This is a genomic window from Actinophytocola sp. (assembly GCF_035712165.1).
In the GTDB taxonomy this organism is placed as follows: domain Bacteria; phylum Actinomycetota; class Actinomycetes; order Mycobacteriales; family Pseudonocardiaceae; genus DASYTH01.
Genome location: NZ_DASTBH010000006.1, coordinates 1 through 16,988, shown reverse-complemented (window position 1 = coordinate 16,988; position 16,988 = coordinate 1). Strand labels below are relative to the sequence as shown.

The following is a 16,988-nucleotide window of genomic DNA, read 5'->3' as shown; positions in this document are numbered from 1 at the left end:
ACCGGTCAGTCGTTGAGCGGGTTGAGCAGGTCGGCCTTGCCCTCGAAGGCGAACAGCATCAGGTCGGTCATGCGGAAGGTGTCGCGGTTCGGGCCGAACCTGGGCCGCCACGACGGATCCCGAACGATCGAGATCCGGCTGCCCGCCATGGCCCGGTGGAACACCTCCGCGACGATCCGGCCGCCGACGGCGCCCAGCCGGCCGGCATTGAGCTCCGCCTCGCGCAGCACGTAGAACCACAGCGGGGTCCGTGCGGTCACCACGGACTTCTGCTCGTCGGTGAGCGAGTCGAGGCGCACACCCCGGTCGCCGTCGAGGATCTGCTCGGTGGTCAGCGGCGGCACGCCGAACAGCTCCGCCAGCTGCTGGCCGCTGGCCAGGCTGACCATGTTCGCCCGGGTGAGGTTGCGAAACGCGAGGTTGCGGTGGATCGCCGGGAACTCGGTGCCACGCCCACCGAACGTGCCGGCCGGCAGCTCCCGGAGCGGATCGACCAGCAGGGTGTCGATCCGCTTGGTGACGTTGCCGCCCGTCGCGGCCGGCGGAGCCAGATCCGGCCGGCCGGCCTCGGTGAAGTCGTAGAGCCGGCGGAAGTCCGCGATCCAGTTGGTCGGCAGCCGGTCCACCGTTCCCGAGTTGGGGTCGTCCAGGTCGCCCCCGGCGAAGTTGCCGGCGACGCCGGTGAAGGTGAACAACAGCGCCAGCGTGCCGAGCGGGCCCGGGCCGGCACTGTTGAACACCCGGTTCCACTGGTAGGCGCCGCGAACCATGCTGTGCCCGAGGCGGTATGCCGCGACGGCGAACTCGAGCGGCATGGTCGGCCGCATTCCGTGCCGCCCCCGGCCCGGCGGTTCGAAGAACCGGCGGCCATTGGTGAACACGTCGGTGACGATCGCCGGATCGACGATGCGCGGCAGGAAATCGGTACGCAGCATCCACTGGTAGTGCCGGACGACCTGCTCCCGGCCCGCCCGGAACAGCCGCGGACCGGAAAGTCCTTTCAGGGCAAGCTCTTCGACGACCCTGTTGTGGAACCGGATGAACGCCAGGTGGGTCTGCGCGACCACCAGGTTCTCGTCGTTGCGGGGATCCGGAATCAGCGGCAGCCGCCGGTCCGCGAGCGTTCCTTCGGTGCCACCGGCCCGGGGCAGGTCGAACCCGTCCAGCTCGACGCTCACGCCCTGGTCCCCCGGCGGGAAGGACGCCGCGGAGGTGCGGCCGAGCTTGAGCGTCACCTGGTCCTCGTTGTAGAACCGCCGGTCCTCCCGGTCGGCCGGCCCCCGGCCGTACACCGAATCCAGGTCGAGTGCCGGCGACCGGCCCTGCACCAGCTCGTCGAGGTTGACGTCCTCGCCGAGCTGCACCGCGGTCCGGTCCATGGTCAGGTCGTGGTCGACGAACTGGCCGAGATAGGTGAAGCCCGCGGGAACCGGCGGGTCCGCCGAGTCCGGTTGGGCGGCCGCGGGATCGGTCATCGCGGTGGCCAGCGCGCTGATGGTCGACTCGTCGATCCGCTCGCCGCGCGGCCCGAGCCGCGAGAACCGGAACCTGCGCAACTCCTCGGCGGTCATCGGTTCCCGCACCGCAGGCGCACCGTTCTGGTCGAACTCGAGCACCCCTTCGCCAACCACGAAGAAGCTGTCGCGACCATGGCGTTTCATAAATGTTCCCCCTGTCCCCAAGCGCCCCCTGCGCTCCCGTTTCCAGTAATACCAGAAAACTGGCGGACGTGACGAACACCAAGAATTTGCTTAATGGAGTGCCATGTGGACACTCCACTTAAATGATATGTGCCGTTACGGGCCGTGAATGGCGCCGGCGAGGAGTTGGCTGTAGGTGAGCCGGCCGAGCAGCTGGAAGCACGCCGTCTCCTCGGTGGGCAGCCGAACCAGGTTGTTCTTGTTGCCGCGCTCCCGCCAGAACACCTCCCAGGCGCCATCCTCGGCCTGCTCCACACACCAGCAGTACTCGGCATGGCCGCCGAGCGCGACCACCTGGGGCGAGACGCCGATCCGCTCCAGCGCGTCGCCCAGCTCGGCGAGGTTCACAGCGGGATCTCCTTCAGATAGCCGGCGTTGACCAGGTCAACTATCGAGGTCGGCAGGTAATACTGCACGCCGCCGCCCGGCTGGCCCATGGCGGGTGCGATCGAGCCCTCCCAGATCGGGATCGGCTTGACCACCTCGTAGCGGTGGTAGCCGGCGTCGAGGCTGCCCGGCGGCAGCGCCCGCTCCGGGAACGAGGTGCCGACCGGCGAACCGAACTGGCCGAACCCGGGGCCGAACCGGTCGAACTGCTGACCGGGCTGCATCACGCTCGGGGTGCGGCCCTCCGGCGTGTCGAAACCCTGCGGGTGGGCCTGCGGATCGGGCCAGACCAGCTCCGGGTTGCCGCGCGCGTCGGTCTTGCCGGTCGGCCAGTACTCCTTGTTCCAGGCGTCCTGGCCGAGCCCGCCGTGCGGGTCGTAGCTGCCCGGAATCATCTCCTGCACTGCGGGATGGTCCTTCGGTGCGCCCGGACTGAGCGCGTCGCTCACCCGGTTGGGATTGTTGGCGGCATCCCGCAGCAGGTTCTGGTCGAGCAGGTCGGCGTGGGGGTGCTGAAGCTGGTTGGTCGGGATGGTCTTGCCGGTCGAATCGTAGTCGCGGCGCCCCGGCGGCAGGTCCGGGTCCTTGGGCGGCGTCGGGTCGGTATGGACCGGGTCGGTGTGCACCGGCGTGGCGCCGGTCGAGCTGGGCGTGGTCGACCCGGGAGTGTCCACGCCCGTGGTGCTTGGTGTGGTCGGATGTGGGGTGTCCACTCCGGTCGTGGAGCTGGGTGTCGTGCTGCCGGGCGTGGTGGTGCGCGGTGCGTCCACATCGGACGTGCGGACCGGGGCCGGGGCATCCGGGGCGTCCGGGCCGTGCGGCCGGGTCCGCAGCCGGCGCAGGCCGTTCTTGATGGCCTCCCAGATCTCCCCGAGCCGGGCCATGATCGGGCGCAGCTTCTCCAGCGACCGCACCAGCTTGGTGATGAAGTCGCTGATCCGGCCGACCCACTTCGCGATCAGCGCGGCCGCCGAGGCGACCACGTGCGGGGTGGCCAGCCCGATGGTCAGGCCCAACTCGGCCAGCCACTGCGGAATCCGGATCAGCAGCGTGGAGATGCACTCGGCCACCAGGTCCCGCACGACGCCGCGGATCACGCCGACCAGCATCCCGGCCACCTCGGTCACGGTGCCGATGGTGGCCGCCGCGGTCGACGCCGCGGTGATGTGCTCGGCCTGCTCGGCGGTGTTGGCCCGGTAGGCGTCGGCGGCCGGACCGTCCCAGGCCGACGTGCCGCGGGCGACCTCGGAGCGCAACTGCTGCCCGGTGTCCCCGACCGCCCTGGCCACGTTGTTCCAGGTGGCCGCGTAGGCGGCGATCTGGTCGGCGTCACCGGCCAGCCAGTTCAGCGCCTCCCGCAACGGCCGGATCTGCTCGATCAGCCAGGACACCGCGTACTGCCCGAGCGTGCCGACCGGGTCGAGGGTCAGCGACAGCATCTCCAGCCCGGTGCCGAGCACCCCGAGGCCGCCCTCGATCCAGGAGCCGTTCTGCACCCCGTTGTAGATGTCGACCGCCGACTCGGCGATGCCGATGCCGGTGTAGCCCCGGGTGGAGTCCTGCCGCTCGGCCAGAAGTGGGTTCGTCATCGCGTACCACCGAAGGTCCGGGCATTGCTCGCGTCGGAGCTCTCATAGGTGGTGGCGGTGTCGCGCACCCCGCCGGCCGTCGCGCCCATCGTGTCGGCCGCCTGCGCGATCGCCTCCACGCCCGGCCGGCTGACCGCCTGCACGATCGGCACGAAGAACTGGCAGATCTGGCCGTAGGCGGCGGTGCCCAGCTGAACCTGGTTGGCCGCGTCGAGCGCGGTGTCGAGCTGCTGGTGCAGCGCGTCGAGCCGGCCGGCATGCGCCCGGATCTCGTCGACCAGTACGCCGTATCCCTCGGTCACCGTCATCTCCCTCGCTTGCCGTCAGTCGAAAACGGTCGACGGGCCGTCGTCGTTGTCGTCGTCGCCGCGTCGCCTGCGAGGCTCGCGGGTGGGCCACGCCGGCGGTGGCGGCGGTGGCGGTTCCTCGGCCATCGGGTCGCCCAGCCGCAGCTCGTCGTCCGGCCGGTGCGGCGCGATCTCCGGCTCGGGCTCGGGGAACCGCTGCCGGTAGGACTCGACCATGCTGGCCACCGTCGCCGGGTCGTCGCCGATGGTCTGCTGCGCGACCTCGGCCACCTTGTCGGTGATCCGGGACTGGGCCCGGCGCATGGTGTCGAGCACCAGCGCGGCGAGCCGCGCGCCGGGCAGCTCCCGGCTGCGGTCGCTGATCCGCAGATCGGTGACCAGGCCGCTGGCCCCCACGGTCACCTCGACGACGCCGTCCGGCGAGGACTCGGTCGCGGTGATCTCGCCGACCTGGGCCTGCATGATCTGGTACCGCGCGGCCTTCGCCTCGACCGCTGCCGCCCAGCGGCGCACCTCCAGTTCGGTCTGGTACCCGTCGCCGCCGAACGAGGGCTCACTCACGGCACTCTCCAGTTCGTCCAAACCGTCTGATCCGACGGTCGGCATAGAGTATGCCGTACCAGGGGCCGCCGAGCGCCACTTTCCCGCGAACCCGAATGTCACATTCCGGGGCGGCCATCCCGTCCTTGCGGCATGAGACACAACGTGGAACTGGCCGGGCGAACCCGTCGCGGGGTCGCGTTCGCCACGGCCGGCGACGGGCCGCCGCTGGTGTTGTTGCACGGCCTCGGATCCGCACACTCCGCGTGGCTGCCGGTGCTCGACCGGCTCGCCGCCTCGCACACGGTGTACGCGGTGGACCTGCCCGGCTTCGGCGCCTCCGAGCGGTTGGACGGCAGCGCCGCGGCGACGCCGCGCCGGTTCGCCGAGGCGGTGTCCGCCGCCCTGGACGAGTGGGGCCTCGACACGCCGCACGTCGCCGGGCACTCGCTCGGCGCGTGGATCGCGTTGGAACTGGCCGGCATCCGGCCGGTAGCCTCGCTCACCCTGTTGGCGCCGCCCGGACTGTGGCGAAAGCACCAGCCGCTGTACTGCGCCGTGAGCCTGCGGCTGACCCGGGCCGCGTGCCGGTACACCCCGTGGCTGGTCACGTCCCTGTCCCGGTGGGCCGTGGGCCGGCGGCTGCTGTTCTGGCAACTCTTCGCCCATCCCGAGAGGCTCAGCCCGGCCGACGTGCGCCGCGACGCCGCCCTGATGGGCCGCGGTCCGGGTTTCCTGCCGGCGTTCCGGGCCACCAGGAGGTTGCGCTACACGGCGTCCCGGGAGGTGCTCGCCCCGGTGACGCTCGCCTTCGGAGCCTGCGACCGGCTACTGCTCCCCCGGCAGTCCCGGCACACCGACCAGCTTCCGCGACACACCCGGCACGTCGTGCTGCCGGACTCCGGGCACGTGCCGATGAGCGACGCGCCCGAGTTGGTCGCACAGGTCGTGCTGGCCACCACGGGCGCGGCGGCGTGACCGACCGGGCAGCCGAGCTCTCGGCCGGCTTCGCCGCGGCCCGCACCCATCTGGTCCGGGTGGCCTACGCGATCCTGGGGTCGGTGTCCGAGGCCGAGGACGTGGTCTCCGAGTGCTGGTTCAAGCTGGTCCGGGCCGACCAGCACGGTCGCGTGCAGGACGTCGAGGCCTGGGCGACCGTGGTGGTCGCCCGGGCGGCGATGGACGTGCTGCGCTCCGCCCGGGTGCGCCGGGAGACCTACACCGGCCCCTGGCTGCCCGAGCCGGTGCTGACGCCGCTTTCGGACCCGGCGGACCGGGTCACGCTGGACGAGTCGGTCAGCTTCGCGCTGCTCGTCGTCCTGGAGTCGCTCACCCCGGCCGAACGCACCGCCTGGGTGCTGCACGACCTGTTCGGGATGACCTTCGACGACGTCGCCGCGACCGTGGGCCGCTCCCCGGCCGCGGTGCGCAAACTCGCCGCCCGCGCCCGCCGGCACGTGGCCGCGGGCGCGCCGCGGGTGGACGTGGACCGCGCCGAGCATCGTCTTGTCGTGGAACGGTTTCTGGCCGCCGCGGCCGGCGGGCGGCTGGGCGACCTGATAGCGCTGCTCGACCCCGACGCCGTGCTCACCAGCGACGGCGGCGGCAAGGTCAACGCTGCCCGCAGGCCGGTGCGCGGCGCCGAACCCGTGGCGCGCTTCGTGCTCGGCCTCATGACCAAGGCCGAACCCGACCAGGTGCTCAACCCGGTCACCGTCAACGGCACCCTCGGCCTGGCGCACTACACCGGCGGCCGGCTCGACACCGTCGTCTCCTTCACCGTCGCGGCCGGACGCCTGCACCGCATCGACTTCATCCGCGCGCCCGACAAATTGCGTTGACGCACACCGGGTCCGGCGATGATGATTCGACACATGGGAGCCGTGACGAACACGCAACAGCGCCAGTGGCGCGACTCCGGGCTGCGGCTCGGCGGCGCCGCCGGCTCCCCACCCTGACCGAGAACCGGTCCAGGACAACGGGAGCCGCCCCTCGGGATACCGAGCCGGGCGGCTTTCCCTTATACCGCAGCAGTTGTCGGCGAGCTTTCGGAAGCGGAACGGCCTCCAAACCCGTTTCCCGGGGGTTCGACTCCTCCCGCCGGCGCGGTTCCAGCCCAACTCCACAGTGAAATTGGTATCCGCTCCCGGCGGCGCCGGGAGCGCAGGCGGCCGTGGTGAACTCGGCGGACACGTCGGTCTTCCAAACCGAAGCAGCGGGTTCGATGCCCGCCGGCCGCTCAGCGATCCCGGTTGGTGTAACTGGCAGCACGACGGATTTTGGATCCGTTCGCCCAGGTTCGAACCCTGGACCGGGAGCCTGCCCGGCAGCCGTCAACCGACCGGTGCGGCGACGTCGCGCCCGAGGACGGCGCGGGCGGCGATCGGGACGAGCAGCAGGGTCAGAGCGCCGGAGAGCAGCAGTCCGGTGGTGACCCCGGTGAGGGCGATGAGCGGGCCGCCGATGGCCAGGCCGAGCGGGGCGGCCACGGTGGCGCCGGTCGTCCACAGTGTCACGACCGGCTGCTGCTCCTCGGCTGCCAGGCCGGACTGCAGGAAGCTGTAGGCGACCGGGGTGAACGGCGCCCAGACCAGACCGCCCAGCCCGAACACGACCAGCGCGGCCGGCAGGCTGCCGACGAACGCGAGGGCGATCGGGCACATCGCCCACAGGCCGATGATCGCGATCAGCACGTGCCGCTGCGGCAGGTTCCGCAGCCGGTTCACCAGCGCGGCGCCGGCGAACGCGCCGATCCCGAGCGCACCCCACATCAGGCCCAGGCCGGACGCGCCGGCGTGCAGCGTCGCGCTGACGTAGAGCGGCAGCGCCACCTCGATCGGCATGTAGAGGAAGTTGAAGAAGAACTCGACGACCAGCAGGCGCGCGGCGACCGGCCGGCGCCGCAGGATCCGCCACCCCGACTCCCCGGTCCCGGGGTTGCGCAGCGCGTCCCGGTCACTGGCCGCCCGTGGCACCGACACCAGCACGGCGACCAGCAGGATCAGCGCGCCGCCCGCGTCGCAGAACAGCGCGACGCCCGAGCCGGCGGTCGCCACGATCACCCCGCCGAGCACCGGCCCGAGGATGTAGAGCGCGAACGTGGCGTTCAGCCCGAGCAGGCCGTTGACCGCGAACCGGCCGGTCTCGCCGGCGGCGGCCGTGGCCAGCAGCCGCCTGCTGCTCGATCCGGCCAGCCGGAACGTCGCGCCGAACAGCAGGCCGGCGATCAGCACGAGCAGCGTGAGCCGCCCGGTGACGGCCAGCACGCCGAGGGCGGCGAAGGTCAGCGAGCGCAGCACGCAGTCGGCGATCAGCAGCGTCCTCGGCGCCACCCGCACCCGGCCGAGGCCGATGCCCAGCGCGAGAACCGTGGACAGGACGAACGGCGCGGCCTCCACCAGACCGATGGCGATCGCCGGCGGCACGCTGCCGTGCAGGGTCAGCGTCTGCACGGGCATCGCCACGATGATCATGCCCGTGCCGATGTTGGCGAGCAGGTCGCCCAGCAGCAGCCCGGCCACCTGCCGGTTGCGCAGGGCCTCCCGGTAGGTGAGGTTCGGCGCGGTCACGGCGACGACGCTACGGCCGGTGGGCGACCAGGAAAATCCCGCCGGGTTGTCACATCCGGCCGGGGCGCGGTGTCTGCATGTCGAGTCCGCGAGAAACACAGGAGGAGACATGACCGGAAACGCCCGGATCCCGAAGGCCGAGCTGAACGGCGTCTACGGCGCGGTGGTCAAACGGATGTCGCGCAAGATGTTCGGGGAGGTGCCCGAGCCGGTGGAGGTGGCCTGGCACAACCGCAAGGTGCTCAACTTCAGCTTCGCGGTCGGTCGCAAGTCGGCCAAGTGGGACCGGTGTGACGAGAACCTCAAGACGTTCGCGCACATGGCGGTGGCCTCGCTGGTGGGCTGCGGCTTCTGCCTGGATCTCGGTTACTTCATGGCGCACGACCAGGGTCTGGACGAGGCCAAGGCCCGGGAGGTGCCGCGCTGGCGGGAGTCGCACGTGTTCACGCCGCTGGAGCGCGACGTCATGGCCTACGCCGAGGCGATGAGCCAGACCCGGCCGACCGTGACCGACGAGATGTCCGCGCGGCTGCTCAAGGCGCTGGGGGCGCCGGCGCTGGTCGAGCTGACCGCCTTCATCGCCCTGGCGAACATGTACACCCGGACGAACATCGCGCTCGGCGTCGAGTCCCAGGGCTTCTCGGCGGCCTGCCAGTTGGCGCCGCTCGCCGAGCGCAGCGCCGATCTAGGCTCGCCGGCGTGACCGTCGACCCGTTCGTCACCCACCGCAGCCTGCTGTTCACCGTCGCCTACGAGATGCTCGGCTCCGCCGCCGACGCCGAGGACGTGGTGCAGGAAACCTGGCTGCGGTGGGCCGACATCGGCGAGGCCGCCCGCGCCGAGGTGCGCAGCCCGCGGGCGTACCTGGTCCGGATCGTCACCCGGCAGGCGCTCAACCGGCTGCGCACCTTGGCCCGCCAGCGCGAGGACTACGTCGGCGAGTGGCTGCCCGAGCCGCTGTTGACCAGCCCGGACGTGGCGGAGGACGTCGAGTTGGCGGAGAGCGTGTCGATGGCGATGCTCACCGTGCTGGAAACCCTCGGTCCGGCCGAACGCGCGGTGTTCGTGCTGCGCGAGGTGTTCGACGTGCCGTACGAGGAGATCGCCGAGGCGGTGGGCAAGTCCGGCGCGGCGGTCCGGCAGATCGCGCACCGGGCGCGCGAGCACGTGGCCGCCCGCCGGCCCCGGATCCAGGTCAGCCGCACCGAGCAGGAGGAGGTCGTGCGGCGGTTTCTGGCCGCGCTCACCACCGGCGACGTGCACGGCCTGATGGACGTGCTCGCGCCCGACGTGGTCCTGGTCTCCGACAGCGGCGGCCTGACGCCCAGCGTGCGGCACCCGGTCAGGAGCAGCACGAAGGTCATCGCGCTGCTGTCCGGCTTCCACCGCGTCGCCCCGGACGCCCAGGTCACCACCCTGCTGCTCAACGGCACGGTCGCCGCCCGCGTCGACCTGGCAGGCGACCTCAACACCGCGATCACCTTCGTGGTCGAGGACAACCGGATCACCCACATCTACGCCATCCGCAACCCCAACAAGCTCATGCGCCTCGACGAGGTGGCCGAACTCCGCCGCTGACACCCGCGAGTCCCCACTGCACGCCCGGCGAGTCCCCCGTCAGGCGATGCCGGCGGCGATGAGCTGTTGCCAGATCTCGTTCTGGTCGACCACCTCGACGCCGAGCTTCTCGGCTTTGGTGAGCTTGCTGGCGCCGACGTCGGCGCCGGTGATGAGCAGGTCGGTGTTGGCCGAGACCGAGGACGCCGCCGTGGCGCCGGCCTTCTCGCACAGCCGTTGGAAGGTGGGCCGGGGCACCTTCTCGCCGGAGCGGGGGTCGCTGATCGCGCCGGTGATCACCACGGTCTTGCCGGCCAGCGGCGCGCCGGCAGCCACCACCGGCGGCAGGTCCTCGTCCCGGACGTCCAGCGAGACGCCGCGCTCCCGCAGCCGGTCGAGCTCGGGCCGCAGCCGGGCGAGGTGCTCGGTCAGTGAGGCGGCGACCTTGGGGCCGATGTCCTCCACCGCCACCAGCCGCTCCTCCCCGGCGTCGGCGATCTCCTCCAGCGAGCCGAACCCGGCGCGGCACAGCCGGGCGGCGGTGCCGTCCGAGGCCATCGGGATGGCCAGCCCGATCAACGCCCGGCGCAGCCCGACCGCCCGGCTGGCGTCGATCGACTCGATCATGCGCTGTGCCGAGATCTCACCGATCCGGTCGAACTCCAGCAGCGTCTCCTTGGTCAGGCCGTAGAAGTCCGACGGGCGCTCGAGAATCCCCGCCTCGGCCAGCCGTTCGATCCACACCGGACCGATCGCCTCGATGTCGGCGGCCGCCCGCGACGCCCAGTGGATCAGCCGGCGCACCGTCTGCGCCGGGCAGGAAACGTTGGTGCAGAACAGTTCCCGGCTGTTGCCCTGTTCGGTCAGCGGCTGCCCGCAGGACGGGCAGACCACCGGTGGCACGATGTCGCGCTCCGCGCCGGTGCGTTGCGAGGCGTCCAGCACGCCGGCGACGAACGGGATCACGTCCCCGGCGCGGCGCACCAGGACGGTGTCGCCGATCTTGATGCCGCGGGCGCGGATCACCTCCTGGTTGGCCAGCGTCGCCCGGGTGACCGTGGTGCCGCCGACGAACACCGGTTCCAGGTGCGCCACCGGAGCGATCTTGCCGGTCTTGCCGACGTCCCAGACCACGTCGGACAGCACCGTGGTCTTCTCCTCGGCGGCGAACTTGTAGGCCAGCGCGCCGCGCGGCGAGGCCGACCGGGTCCCGGCGGCGGCGTAGGCGTCCCGGTCGGCCAGCCGCAGCACCGCACCGTCGAGGTCGTAGTCCAGGTCGTTGCGCCGCGCCTCGATCTCGGCGATCACCGCCAGCGCCGCGTCCGCGTCGGCACAGTGCCGCATGTCGGCCACGTCGAACCCGAGCCGCCGCAGCCCGTCCTCGACGTCGGCCGCGACGCCGTCCCCGGCGTCGAGGTCGAAGGCGTAGAACCGCAACCGGCGCTCGGCGACCACGGCCGGGTCCTTGGCCCGCAGCGTGCCGGCGGCGGCGCCGCGCGGGTTGATCAGCGGCCGGTCCGGGTGGGCGGCGTTGTAGGCGGCGAACGTGGAGCGCAGCATCATCGCCTCGCCGCGCACCTCGACCCGGCCCGGCGCGTCGAGGCGCGCCGGCACCCCGTCGACCAGCGCCCGCACCAGGAAGGTGACGTCGTCGCCGGTGGTGCCGTCGCCGCGGGTGACCGCCCGGGCCAGCCGCCCGTTCTCGTAGACCAGCGACAGCGACAGCCCGTCCAGCTTCGGCATCACCACCATCGCCTGGCCGGGGAACCGATCGAAGAACGCGGCCACCTGCTCCGGGCGGTTGGACTTCTCCAGGGACAGCATCGGCCGCGCGTGCCGCACCGGCGCGTGCAACACCGTGGGCGCCCCGACCTGCTCCAGGGGGTTCGGATCCGGCGTCCACTGCGGGTTCGCCTCGATCAGGCCGCGCAGTTCGTCCTCGATCGCGTCGTACTCCGCGTCGGCGACCAGCGGCGAGCCTCGATAGTAGGCGTCCCGCAGCGCCACGATCTGGTCAGCAAGCTCCTGGATTCGTTCGCGCGGGTTCACGATGGGCACGCTACCTTGCTTTCCCACCGTCCATTGTGGATGACTAGCCGACCCGCTCGATCCTGGCCCGCCGGATCAGGTTCTTGCCCGGCTCGCGGACCTGCTCGAAGGCCGCGTCGTTGAGCAGCGCGCAACTGCCGGATGCCGAGGTGACCGCGACCGTGATGGACCTGCCGTTGTCGAGGTTGGTCACCCGCAGCCGGGTGCCGACCGGGAACTGGTTGCTGGACGCGGCCGGGGCGCCCGCCTCACCGGAGAGCGTCACCGTCGACCCGGCGCACACGACCGAACCGGCGGCCGGCGGCTGGGCCGCCGGTGGCGCGGGCTGCGCCACGGGCGGGTTGGCCACGACGTTTGCCGTGCACCGGGCCGCCGTGCGGCGCTGCTGGATCAGGTCCACGACGGCCTGCCGGTTGGCGATCCGCGCCTGCGACTGCGCGTCCGGGTTGGCCCGCTGGCCGGCGATGAAGTCCAGGTTGTTCTGCAGGGCCTTGTCCAGCCCGGCACACGACTCGCCCGAGCCGCCGGTGTCGACCGGCTGCGCGACGACCCCGCCGGTGCACCCGGCCACCGCCCGGCGCTGCTGGATCTGGTCCACGACGGCCTGCCGGTTGGCGATCCGCGCCTGCGACTGCGCGTCCGGGTTGGCCTGCTGGCCGGCGATGAAGTTGAGGTTGTTCTGCAACGCGGTGTCCAGCCCCGCACAGGACTCCGCGGCCTCACTGCTCCCGCCGCTCCACACCACGGCGACGGCCGCGATGCCCACGGCGCCGACCGCCACCGCCAGGCCGAGGCGCGCCCGCTTGCGGTGCCGGCCATTGCTTCCGAACAGGGACATCCACGACTCCTCCGGTCATTCCTGCGTACCTGGGAATACGATTGGGTAACGAAAGTGGTTCAAACCAATCACTGATGATCTACCCAGGCCCCAGCAAGATGATCTAGAGTGCGGACATGGCCTGGTTGGCGATCATCCCGCGACGGGACGCGGTCGGCGCCCTCGCCGACACCTATGCGGCGATGGCCGCCCGGCCGATACCCGACGTCTACCGCCCGCCACACGACGACGCGCCCGGCATCGTCCGGGCACACAGCCAGGACGCGGAGCTGATGCGGCGCACCTTCGCCGTGTCCGGGGCGCTGCACCGCTCGGCGCTGAGCTGGGCGGACCGCGAACTGGTGAGCAGCGTCACCTCGCGCACCAACCAGTGCTTCTATTGAACGTCGGCTCACGCAGAGTTTCTGCGTGCCGCCCGCGGTGACGCCGCGCTGTCCGAGGCCGTCCTCACCGGCGCGGACGACCGGCTGCCGGAGCGCGACGCCGGCCTGGCCCGGTTCGCGCAGACCCTGACCGCCCGGCCCTGGTCGGTCACCCCCGGCCTCGCGCCGCCCGGTCTCGGCGCCGACGGGATCGAGACCGCCGTGGCCGTGGTGGCGATGTTCAACTACCTGACCCGCGTGGCCGACGCGACCGGCATCGAGTTCGACTACGCCACACCATTGCCGGCGTTCGCGCCGCGCCGCGACCAGCAGGCGGCGCCCCGCCCGGACCGCGCGGACTGGCCGGTGGTCACCGCCGGCTCGCGCGGCCTGTCCACCCTGCCGGCGATCACCGAGGCCTGGAAGCACTGGCGGGACTACGTGTTCGACTCCGCCGAACCCCTCCCCCTGCGGGACCGCCGGCTGCTGGCCGCCGCGGCCGCCCAGGAAAGCTGCGATGCGGCCCGGGCCGACGAACTGTCCGGCCACACCCCCCGCGACGACCGCGAGGCGCTGCTGGACACCTTCGCCCGCAAGCTCAGCCGCACGCCGTGGCGGATGAACCCGGACGATCTCCAGGCGCTGCGCGCCGCCGGCTACCCCGAACCCGCGCTGCTGCACGCGATCTCGACCGTGGCGCTGCAGAACGCGGAGTCCCGCCTGGCGATGGGCCGGGGGCTCGCGATCGGACCGCCGGCTTGAGTCTCCCGTCGTGGGAGAGTCCATTCTTCAAGCCATGACCGACCCGCTGCTCCCGATCGGACGGTTCGCCCGGCTGTGCCGGCTGTCCGTCAAGCAACTGCGGCACTACGACGAGCTCGGCCTGCTGCCGCCGGCCATGGTCGACCCGCACACCGGCTACCGCTACTACCGGCGCGACCAGGCCCGCGACGCCCTGTCGATCGGGCTGCTCCGGACGTTGGACGTGCCGCTGGCCGCGATCGGGCGGGTGCTGGCCGGCGACCGGGTCGCGGAGACGCTCGGCGAGGTGCGCACCCGGCTGGAGGCCGACGTGGCGCGCCGGCTGCGGATACTCGCCGCGCTGGACCGGGTGCTGTCCGACGGCCTGCCGGTGGTGGACGTCACGATCGTCACCGAGCCGGCCCGCCGGGTGGCCCTGGTGCGGGACACCGGGGACGCCGACCGGATCGGCGAGGTCACCTCCCGCTGTGTCGCCCGGCTGCTCGACGCGCTCGGCGCGGCCGGCGTGCGGGTCGACACGTCGCTGATCGGCCTGTTCCCGCTCGACCTGCCCCAGCAGCTCACGGTCGCCGCGGCACTGCCGACCGACCGGGACGTCCCGGGCACCGCGACCGAACTCCTGCCGGGCGGGCCGCACGCCAGCGCCACGCATCTCGGTCCGTACGACCACATCTCGCTCACCGGGCACGCCCTGCTGGCCTGGTGCGCCGACCACGGCCACACCCCGGCCGGGCCGCTCTACGAGGTGTACCGCAACGACCCGAACACCACCGCGCCAGAGCACCTGGTGACCCACCTGATGATCAAACTGGAGGAGCAGTGAACACCACGACCGACACCTGGTACCAGGCGGCCGAAGCACCGGAGCAGACCGAGTTCGGCCCGGTCACCGGGTTGAGCGTGACCGGCTCCGGCGAGCCCGGCGGAACCGCCTACGTGGCGGCGCTGACCGCGCTCTACGCGGTTGCCGGCCAGGTGCTCGGACTGGCCGCCGAGCACGGGCGCCCGATGCCCGATGCCTGGTGCCCACTGCCGCCGCTGGAGGGGCGGTGGTGGGTCGAGGACGACCGGCCGGCGCTGGAGGTGCCGCGCGCGGACTGGCACTGGCATCTGTTCCTGCGCCTGCCGGACACCGCCGATCCGGCCTGGGCGCACCAGGCCCGGGAGCGCGCGCTCGGCGCCGGCGCCCCGCGCACGGTCGCCCGGGTGCAGTTGGTCACCGTGCCCGGCGGCCGCTGCGTGCAGGCGATGCACCGTGGCGCCTTCGCCGACGAACCCCGCACCCTCGCCGCGATGGACGCGTTCATGACCTCGGCCGGGCTGGTGCGGGACGGCCTGCACCACGAGATCTACCTGACCGACCCCGGCCACACGCCGCCTGAGCACGCCCGGACCATCCTGCGCCAACCCGTCCGGCCCGCCTGAGGATTTTGGGGCTTCCGCCCGATGATCCGGATCGCGACACTTGTCTCGGTGGAAGGAGAACCACATGAGCACGCGCGCCACCCCCTACACCGCCGCACCGGAGACCATCACCCCCACCGCCGCGAACCTCATCGGCGCCACCCGGATCGCCCTGGGCTTCGTCTTCGCCTGGGCCTTCCTCGACAAGTTGTTCGGTCTCGGCTACTCCACCCCGTCGGCCAAGGCCTGGATCAACGGCGGCTCGCCGACCACGGGCTTCCTGGGCGCCGTGAAGACCGGGCCGTTCCGGGAGATGTTCAACGGCTGGTCCGGCCAGGCGTGGGTGGACTGGCTGTTCATGCTGGGCCTGGCCGGTCTGGGCGTGGCGCTGCTGGTCGGCGCCGGGCTGCGGGTCGCCGCGGTCGCCGGGACGCTGATGATGGCGCTCATGTGGCTCGCGGACTGGCCGCCGGCCAAGACCACCGCCACCGGTGAGCCGACCGGCTCGACCAACCCGGTGATCGACTACCACGTGATCTACGCCCTGCTCATGATCATCTTTGCGGCGGTGAGCGCCGGCCGCTACTGGGGTCTGGGCAACCGCTGGACCAGCTTCGGCTTCGTGCAACGCAACCGTTGGCTGATCTGACGCTTCGGGAGGCGGGTCACGCGTACTCGTCCCGCAGGTGCAGCCAGGACATGGTCGGATCCTGCGGCCAGCCGGCCGGCGAGTCCTCCCATTCCTCCTGCCGTCCGTAAGGAGTCAGGTCCAGCAGGTTGAAGTCCAGGCGCAGCCGGTCGACGCCACGGCCGGCGGTGTAGTACGTGCGGAACACCTCCTCGCCGTCGCGCAGCAGCACGCTCAGGCCGAAACCGTCGCCCAGCCCGAGGTCGGCGTAGAAGTCGTTGCCGTAGGCCGAATACCACGGCACCGTCCACCCGAACCGCTGCCGCACCGGCTCGATCTGCGACTGCGGCGCGGGTGACATCAGGATCAGCCGGGTGTCGCGGGCGCTCAGGTGGGCCTGGGACCCGTCGGCCAGGTTGTCGGTGAACGTGCCGCATCCGCCGCACACCCAGTCCTGGCCCGGGGCGAGCATGTGGTGGTAGACCACCAACTGCCGGTTGCCGTCGAACAGGCCGGCCAGGCTCACCCGCGCGCCGTCCGGCGCGGTGAACTCGTAGCCGGTCCGCAACCGGACCATCGGCAGCCTGCGCCGCTCGGCGGCCAGCCGGTCGAGCGCCCGGGTCAGCTCCTTCTCCTTGACCAGCAACGCCTCCCGCGCGGCCTGCCAGTCCTGCTCGGACACCACGGGTGGACGGTTCATCGGGTTCTCCTCCCTGTTCGATCACTGAGGCCGACCGTAGCACAGTAGGTTCCCTCAGGGAACTGATATGGGGTACCATGGGTTTCATGCAGCGCACCGACTTCGGCGCCATGCGGTGCTCGATCGCCCGGACCCTCGACGTGATCGGCGAACCCTGGTCGCCGCTGATCCTGCGGGACGTCTACGCGGGCCTGACCCGGTTCGAGGCCATCCAGCAGGACCTGGGCATCTCCCGCAAGGTGCTGACCGAGCGGCTCAAGTGGCTGGTCGAGCAGGGCGTGCTGGACCGCCGGGAGTACTCCCAGCGCCCGGTGCGGTGCGAGTACGTGCTCACCGCCAAGGGCACCGAACTGTGTGACCTGCTGCTGGTGATGGTCCGCTGGGGCGACCGGTGGACCGCGGGCGAGGCCGGGCCGCCGGTGCTGTACCGGCACCACGCCTGCGGCCGGATCAGCCAGGTGGACCTGCGCTGCGCCACCTGCGGCGAGCCGATGCACGCCACCGACATCGACCTGTTGCCCGGACCCGGTCAGCGCCAGGGCAACGCCCGCCGGGCCGCCCAGTAGTCCACAGTGGACTCAGTCAGCTCGCCGAG

At 71.9% G+C, this 16,988-nt stretch carries 19 protein-coding genes and 2 tRNA genes; 12 read left to right on the top strand and 9 right to left on the bottom strand.

The window, feature by feature from the left end; genetic code table 11:
• Positions 1-5: 5 nt before the first annotated feature.
• The 5 genes from VFO68_RS00365 to VFO68_RS00345 form a co-directional block, all read right to left on the bottom strand.
• Positions 6-1,661 carry a heme peroxidase family protein gene (locus VFO68_RS00365; protein ID WP_325156069.1) on the bottom strand — a complete coding sequence of 552 codons (1,656 nt, stop codon included), beginning with the start codon at positions 1,659-1,661 and terminating at the stop codon, positions 6-8.
• Between the two features lie 135 nt (positions 1,662-1,796).
• Positions 1,797-2,048, bottom strand: a complete 252-nt coding sequence (locus tag VFO68_RS00360) for a hypothetical protein (protein WP_325156068.1) — start codon at positions 2,046-2,048, stop codon at positions 1,797-1,799.
• Positions 2,045-3,676 (bottom strand): glycohydrolase toxin TNT-related protein, encoded by a 1,632-nt coding sequence (locus VFO68_RS00355; RefSeq protein WP_325156067.1) that lies wholly within the window; start codon positions 3,674-3,676, stop codon positions 2,045-2,047. The genes VFO68_RS00360 and VFO68_RS00355 overlap by 4 nt, the downstream gene beginning before the upstream one ends.
• Positions 3,673-3,978 carry a type VII secretion target gene (locus VFO68_RS00350; RefSeq protein ID WP_325156066.1) on the bottom strand — a complete coding sequence of 102 codons (306 nt, stop codon included), beginning with the start codon at positions 3,976-3,978 and terminating at the stop codon, positions 3,673-3,675. Before VFO68_RS00350 ends, VFO68_RS00355 begins: the two co-directional genes overlap by 4 nt.
• Before the next feature lie 21 nt (positions 3,979-3,999).
• A complete protein-coding gene (locus VFO68_RS00345) occupies positions 4,000-4,545 on the bottom strand; it encodes a YbaB/EbfC family nucleoid-associated protein (RefSeq protein WP_325156065.1) in 546 nt (181 codons plus the stop codon).
• A 132-nt stretch (positions 4,546-4,677) separates the two neighbouring features.
• On the opposite strand from VFO68_RS00345, the gene VFO68_RS00340 reads away from it, so the two are divergent.
• The 4 genes from VFO68_RS00340 to VFO68_RS00325 all read left to right on the top strand — a co-directional run bounded on the left by VFO68_RS00340 (position 4,678) and on the right by VFO68_RS00325 (position 6,842).
• Positions 4,678-5,502: an alpha/beta fold hydrolase gene (locus tag VFO68_RS00340; protein WP_325156064.1), complete on the top strand. Its 825-nt coding sequence runs from the start codon at positions 4,678-4,680 to the stop codon at positions 5,500-5,502.
• Positions 5,499-6,365, top strand: a complete 867-nt coding sequence (gene sigJ, locus VFO68_RS00335; protein ID WP_325156063.1) for an RNA polymerase sigma factor SigJ — start codon at positions 5,499-5,501, stop codon at positions 6,363-6,365. Before VFO68_RS00340 ends, sigJ (VFO68_RS00335) begins: the two co-directional genes overlap by 4 nt.
• A gap of 326 nt (positions 6,366-6,691) precedes the next feature.
• A tRNA-Gly gene (locus VFO68_RS00330) sits at positions 6,692-6,764 on the top strand.
• A 6-nt stretch (positions 6,765-6,770) separates the two neighbouring features.
• Positions 6,771-6,842: transfer RNA gene (locus VFO68_RS00325), tRNA-Gln, on the top strand.
• Between the two features lie 15 nt (positions 6,843-6,857).
• On the opposite strand, the gene VFO68_RS00320 is transcribed toward VFO68_RS00325, so the two are convergent.
• Positions 6,858-8,093 carry an MFS transporter gene (locus VFO68_RS00320; protein WP_325156062.1) on the bottom strand — a complete coding sequence of 412 codons (1,236 nt, stop codon included), beginning with the start codon at positions 8,091-8,093 and terminating at the stop codon, positions 6,858-6,860.
• Between the two features lie 109 nt (positions 8,094-8,202).
• Between VFO68_RS00320 and VFO68_RS00315 the strand changes: the two genes are divergently transcribed.
• Both VFO68_RS00315 and sigJ (VFO68_RS00310) read left to right on the top strand, forming a co-directional pair.
• A complete protein-coding gene (locus tag VFO68_RS00315) occupies positions 8,203-8,796 on the top strand; it encodes a carboxymuconolactone decarboxylase family protein (RefSeq protein WP_325156061.1) in 594 nt (197 codons plus the stop codon).
• Between the two features lie 53 nt (positions 8,797-8,849).
• Positions 8,850-9,671 (top strand): RNA polymerase sigma factor SigJ, encoded by an 822-nt coding sequence (gene sigJ, locus VFO68_RS00310; protein WP_414635440.1) that lies wholly within the window; start codon positions 8,850-8,852, stop codon positions 9,669-9,671.
• Positions 9,672-9,710: 39 nt separating this feature from the next.
• On the opposite strand, the gene ligA is transcribed toward sigJ (VFO68_RS00310), so the two are convergent.
• Complete coding sequence (ligA, locus tag VFO68_RS00305) at positions 9,711-11,699, bottom strand: NAD-dependent DNA ligase LigA (protein WP_325156059.1); 1,989 nt, start codon at positions 11,697-11,699, stop codon at positions 9,711-9,713.
• A 43-nt stretch (positions 11,700-11,742) separates the two neighbouring features.
• A complete protein-coding gene (locus VFO68_RS00300) occupies positions 11,743-12,537 on the bottom strand; it encodes a hypothetical protein (protein ID WP_414635439.1) in 795 nt (264 codons plus the stop codon).
• A 116-nt stretch (positions 12,538-12,653) separates the two neighbouring features.
• On the opposite strand from VFO68_RS00300, the gene VFO68_RS00295 reads away from it, so the two are divergent.
• From VFO68_RS00295 to VFO68_RS00275, 5 genes are all read left to right on the top strand, one after another.
• Positions 12,654-12,920 (top strand): hypothetical protein, encoded by a 267-nt coding sequence (locus VFO68_RS00295; RefSeq protein WP_325156058.1) that lies wholly within the window; start codon positions 12,654-12,656, stop codon positions 12,918-12,920.
• A gap of 201 nt (positions 12,921-13,121) precedes the next feature.
• Positions 13,122-13,661, top strand: coding sequence for a hypothetical protein (locus VFO68_RS00290; RefSeq protein WP_325156057.1), 540 nt, complete (start codon positions 13,122-13,124; stop codon positions 13,659-13,661).
• A gap of 34 nt (positions 13,662-13,695) precedes the next feature.
• Positions 13,696-14,484, top strand: coding sequence for a MerR family transcriptional regulator (locus tag VFO68_RS00285; RefSeq protein WP_325156056.1), 789 nt, complete (start codon positions 13,696-13,698; stop codon positions 14,482-14,484).
• Positions 14,481-15,086, top strand: a complete 606-nt coding sequence (locus VFO68_RS00280; RefSeq protein ID WP_325156055.1) for a GyrI-like domain-containing protein — start codon at positions 14,481-14,483, stop codon at positions 15,084-15,086. Before VFO68_RS00285 ends, VFO68_RS00280 begins: the two co-directional genes overlap by 4 nt.
• 64 nt (positions 15,087-15,150) lie before the next feature.
• Entirely contained in the window at positions 15,151-15,714 is a 564-nt protein-coding gene (locus VFO68_RS00275) for a hypothetical protein (RefSeq protein ID WP_325156054.1), read from the top strand.
• A 16-nt stretch (positions 15,715-15,730) separates the two neighbouring features.
• Here the strand turns inward: VFO68_RS00275 and VFO68_RS00270 are convergent, their stop codons facing one another.
• The gene (locus VFO68_RS00270) at positions 15,731-16,393 is read right to left on the bottom strand and encodes a DUF899 domain-containing protein (RefSeq protein WP_325156053.1); all 663 of its coding nucleotides are present in this window, start codon (positions 16,391-16,393) and stop codon (positions 15,731-15,733) included.
• Positions 16,394-16,479: 86 nt separating this feature from the next.
• Here VFO68_RS00270 and VFO68_RS00265 point away from each other — a divergent pair, with 86 nt between their 5' ends.
• Positions 16,480-16,959, top strand: a complete 480-nt coding sequence (locus tag VFO68_RS00265; protein WP_325156052.1) for a helix-turn-helix domain-containing protein — start codon at positions 16,480-16,482, stop codon at positions 16,957-16,959.
• Positions 16,960-16,988 lie beyond the last annotated feature (29 nt).

Bases quoted from the DNA above. Each gene is read 5' to 3' on its own strand.
- VFO68_RS00295 (WP_325156058.1), top strand. From the start codon at position 12,654: ATGGCCTGGTTGGCGATCATCCCGCGACGGGACGCGGTCGGCGCCCTC.
- VFO68_RS00355 (WP_325156067.1), bottom strand. From the start codon at position 3,676: ATGACGAACCCACTTCTGGCCGAGCGGCAGGACTCCACCCGGGGCTAC.
- VFO68_RS00270 (WP_325156053.1), bottom strand. From the start codon at position 16,393: ATGAACCGTCCACCCGTGGTGTCCGAGCAGGACTGGCAGGCCGCGCGG.
- VFO68_RS00315 (WP_325156061.1), top strand. From the start codon at position 8,203: ATGACCGGAAACGCCCGGATCCCGAAGGCCGAGCTGAACGGCGTCTAC.
- sigJ (WP_414635440.1), top strand. From the start codon at position 8,850: ATGCTCGGCTCCGCCGCCGACGCCGAGGACGTGGTGCAGGAAACCTGG.
- VFO68_RS00300 (WP_414635439.1), bottom strand. From the start codon at position 12,537: ATGTCCCTGTTCGGAAGCAATGGCCGGCACCGCAAGCGGGCGCGCCTC.
- VFO68_RS00275 (WP_325156054.1), top strand. From the start codon at position 15,151: ATGAGCACGCGCGCCACCCCCTACACCGCCGCACCGGAGACCATCACC.
- VFO68_RS00365 (WP_325156069.1), bottom strand. From the start codon at position 1,661: ATGAAACGCCATGGTCGCGACAGCTTCTTCGTGGTTGGCGAAGGGGTG.
- VFO68_RS00340 (WP_325156064.1), top strand. From the start codon at position 4,678: ATGAGACACAACGTGGAACTGGCCGGGCGAACCCGTCGCGGGGTCGCG.
- VFO68_RS00285 (WP_325156056.1), top strand. From the start codon at position 13,696: ATGACCGACCCGCTGCTCCCGATCGGACGGTTCGCCCGGCTGTGCCGG.
- VFO68_RS00265 (WP_325156052.1), top strand. From the start codon at position 16,480: ATGCAGCGCACCGACTTCGGCGCCATGCGGTGCTCGATCGCCCGGACC.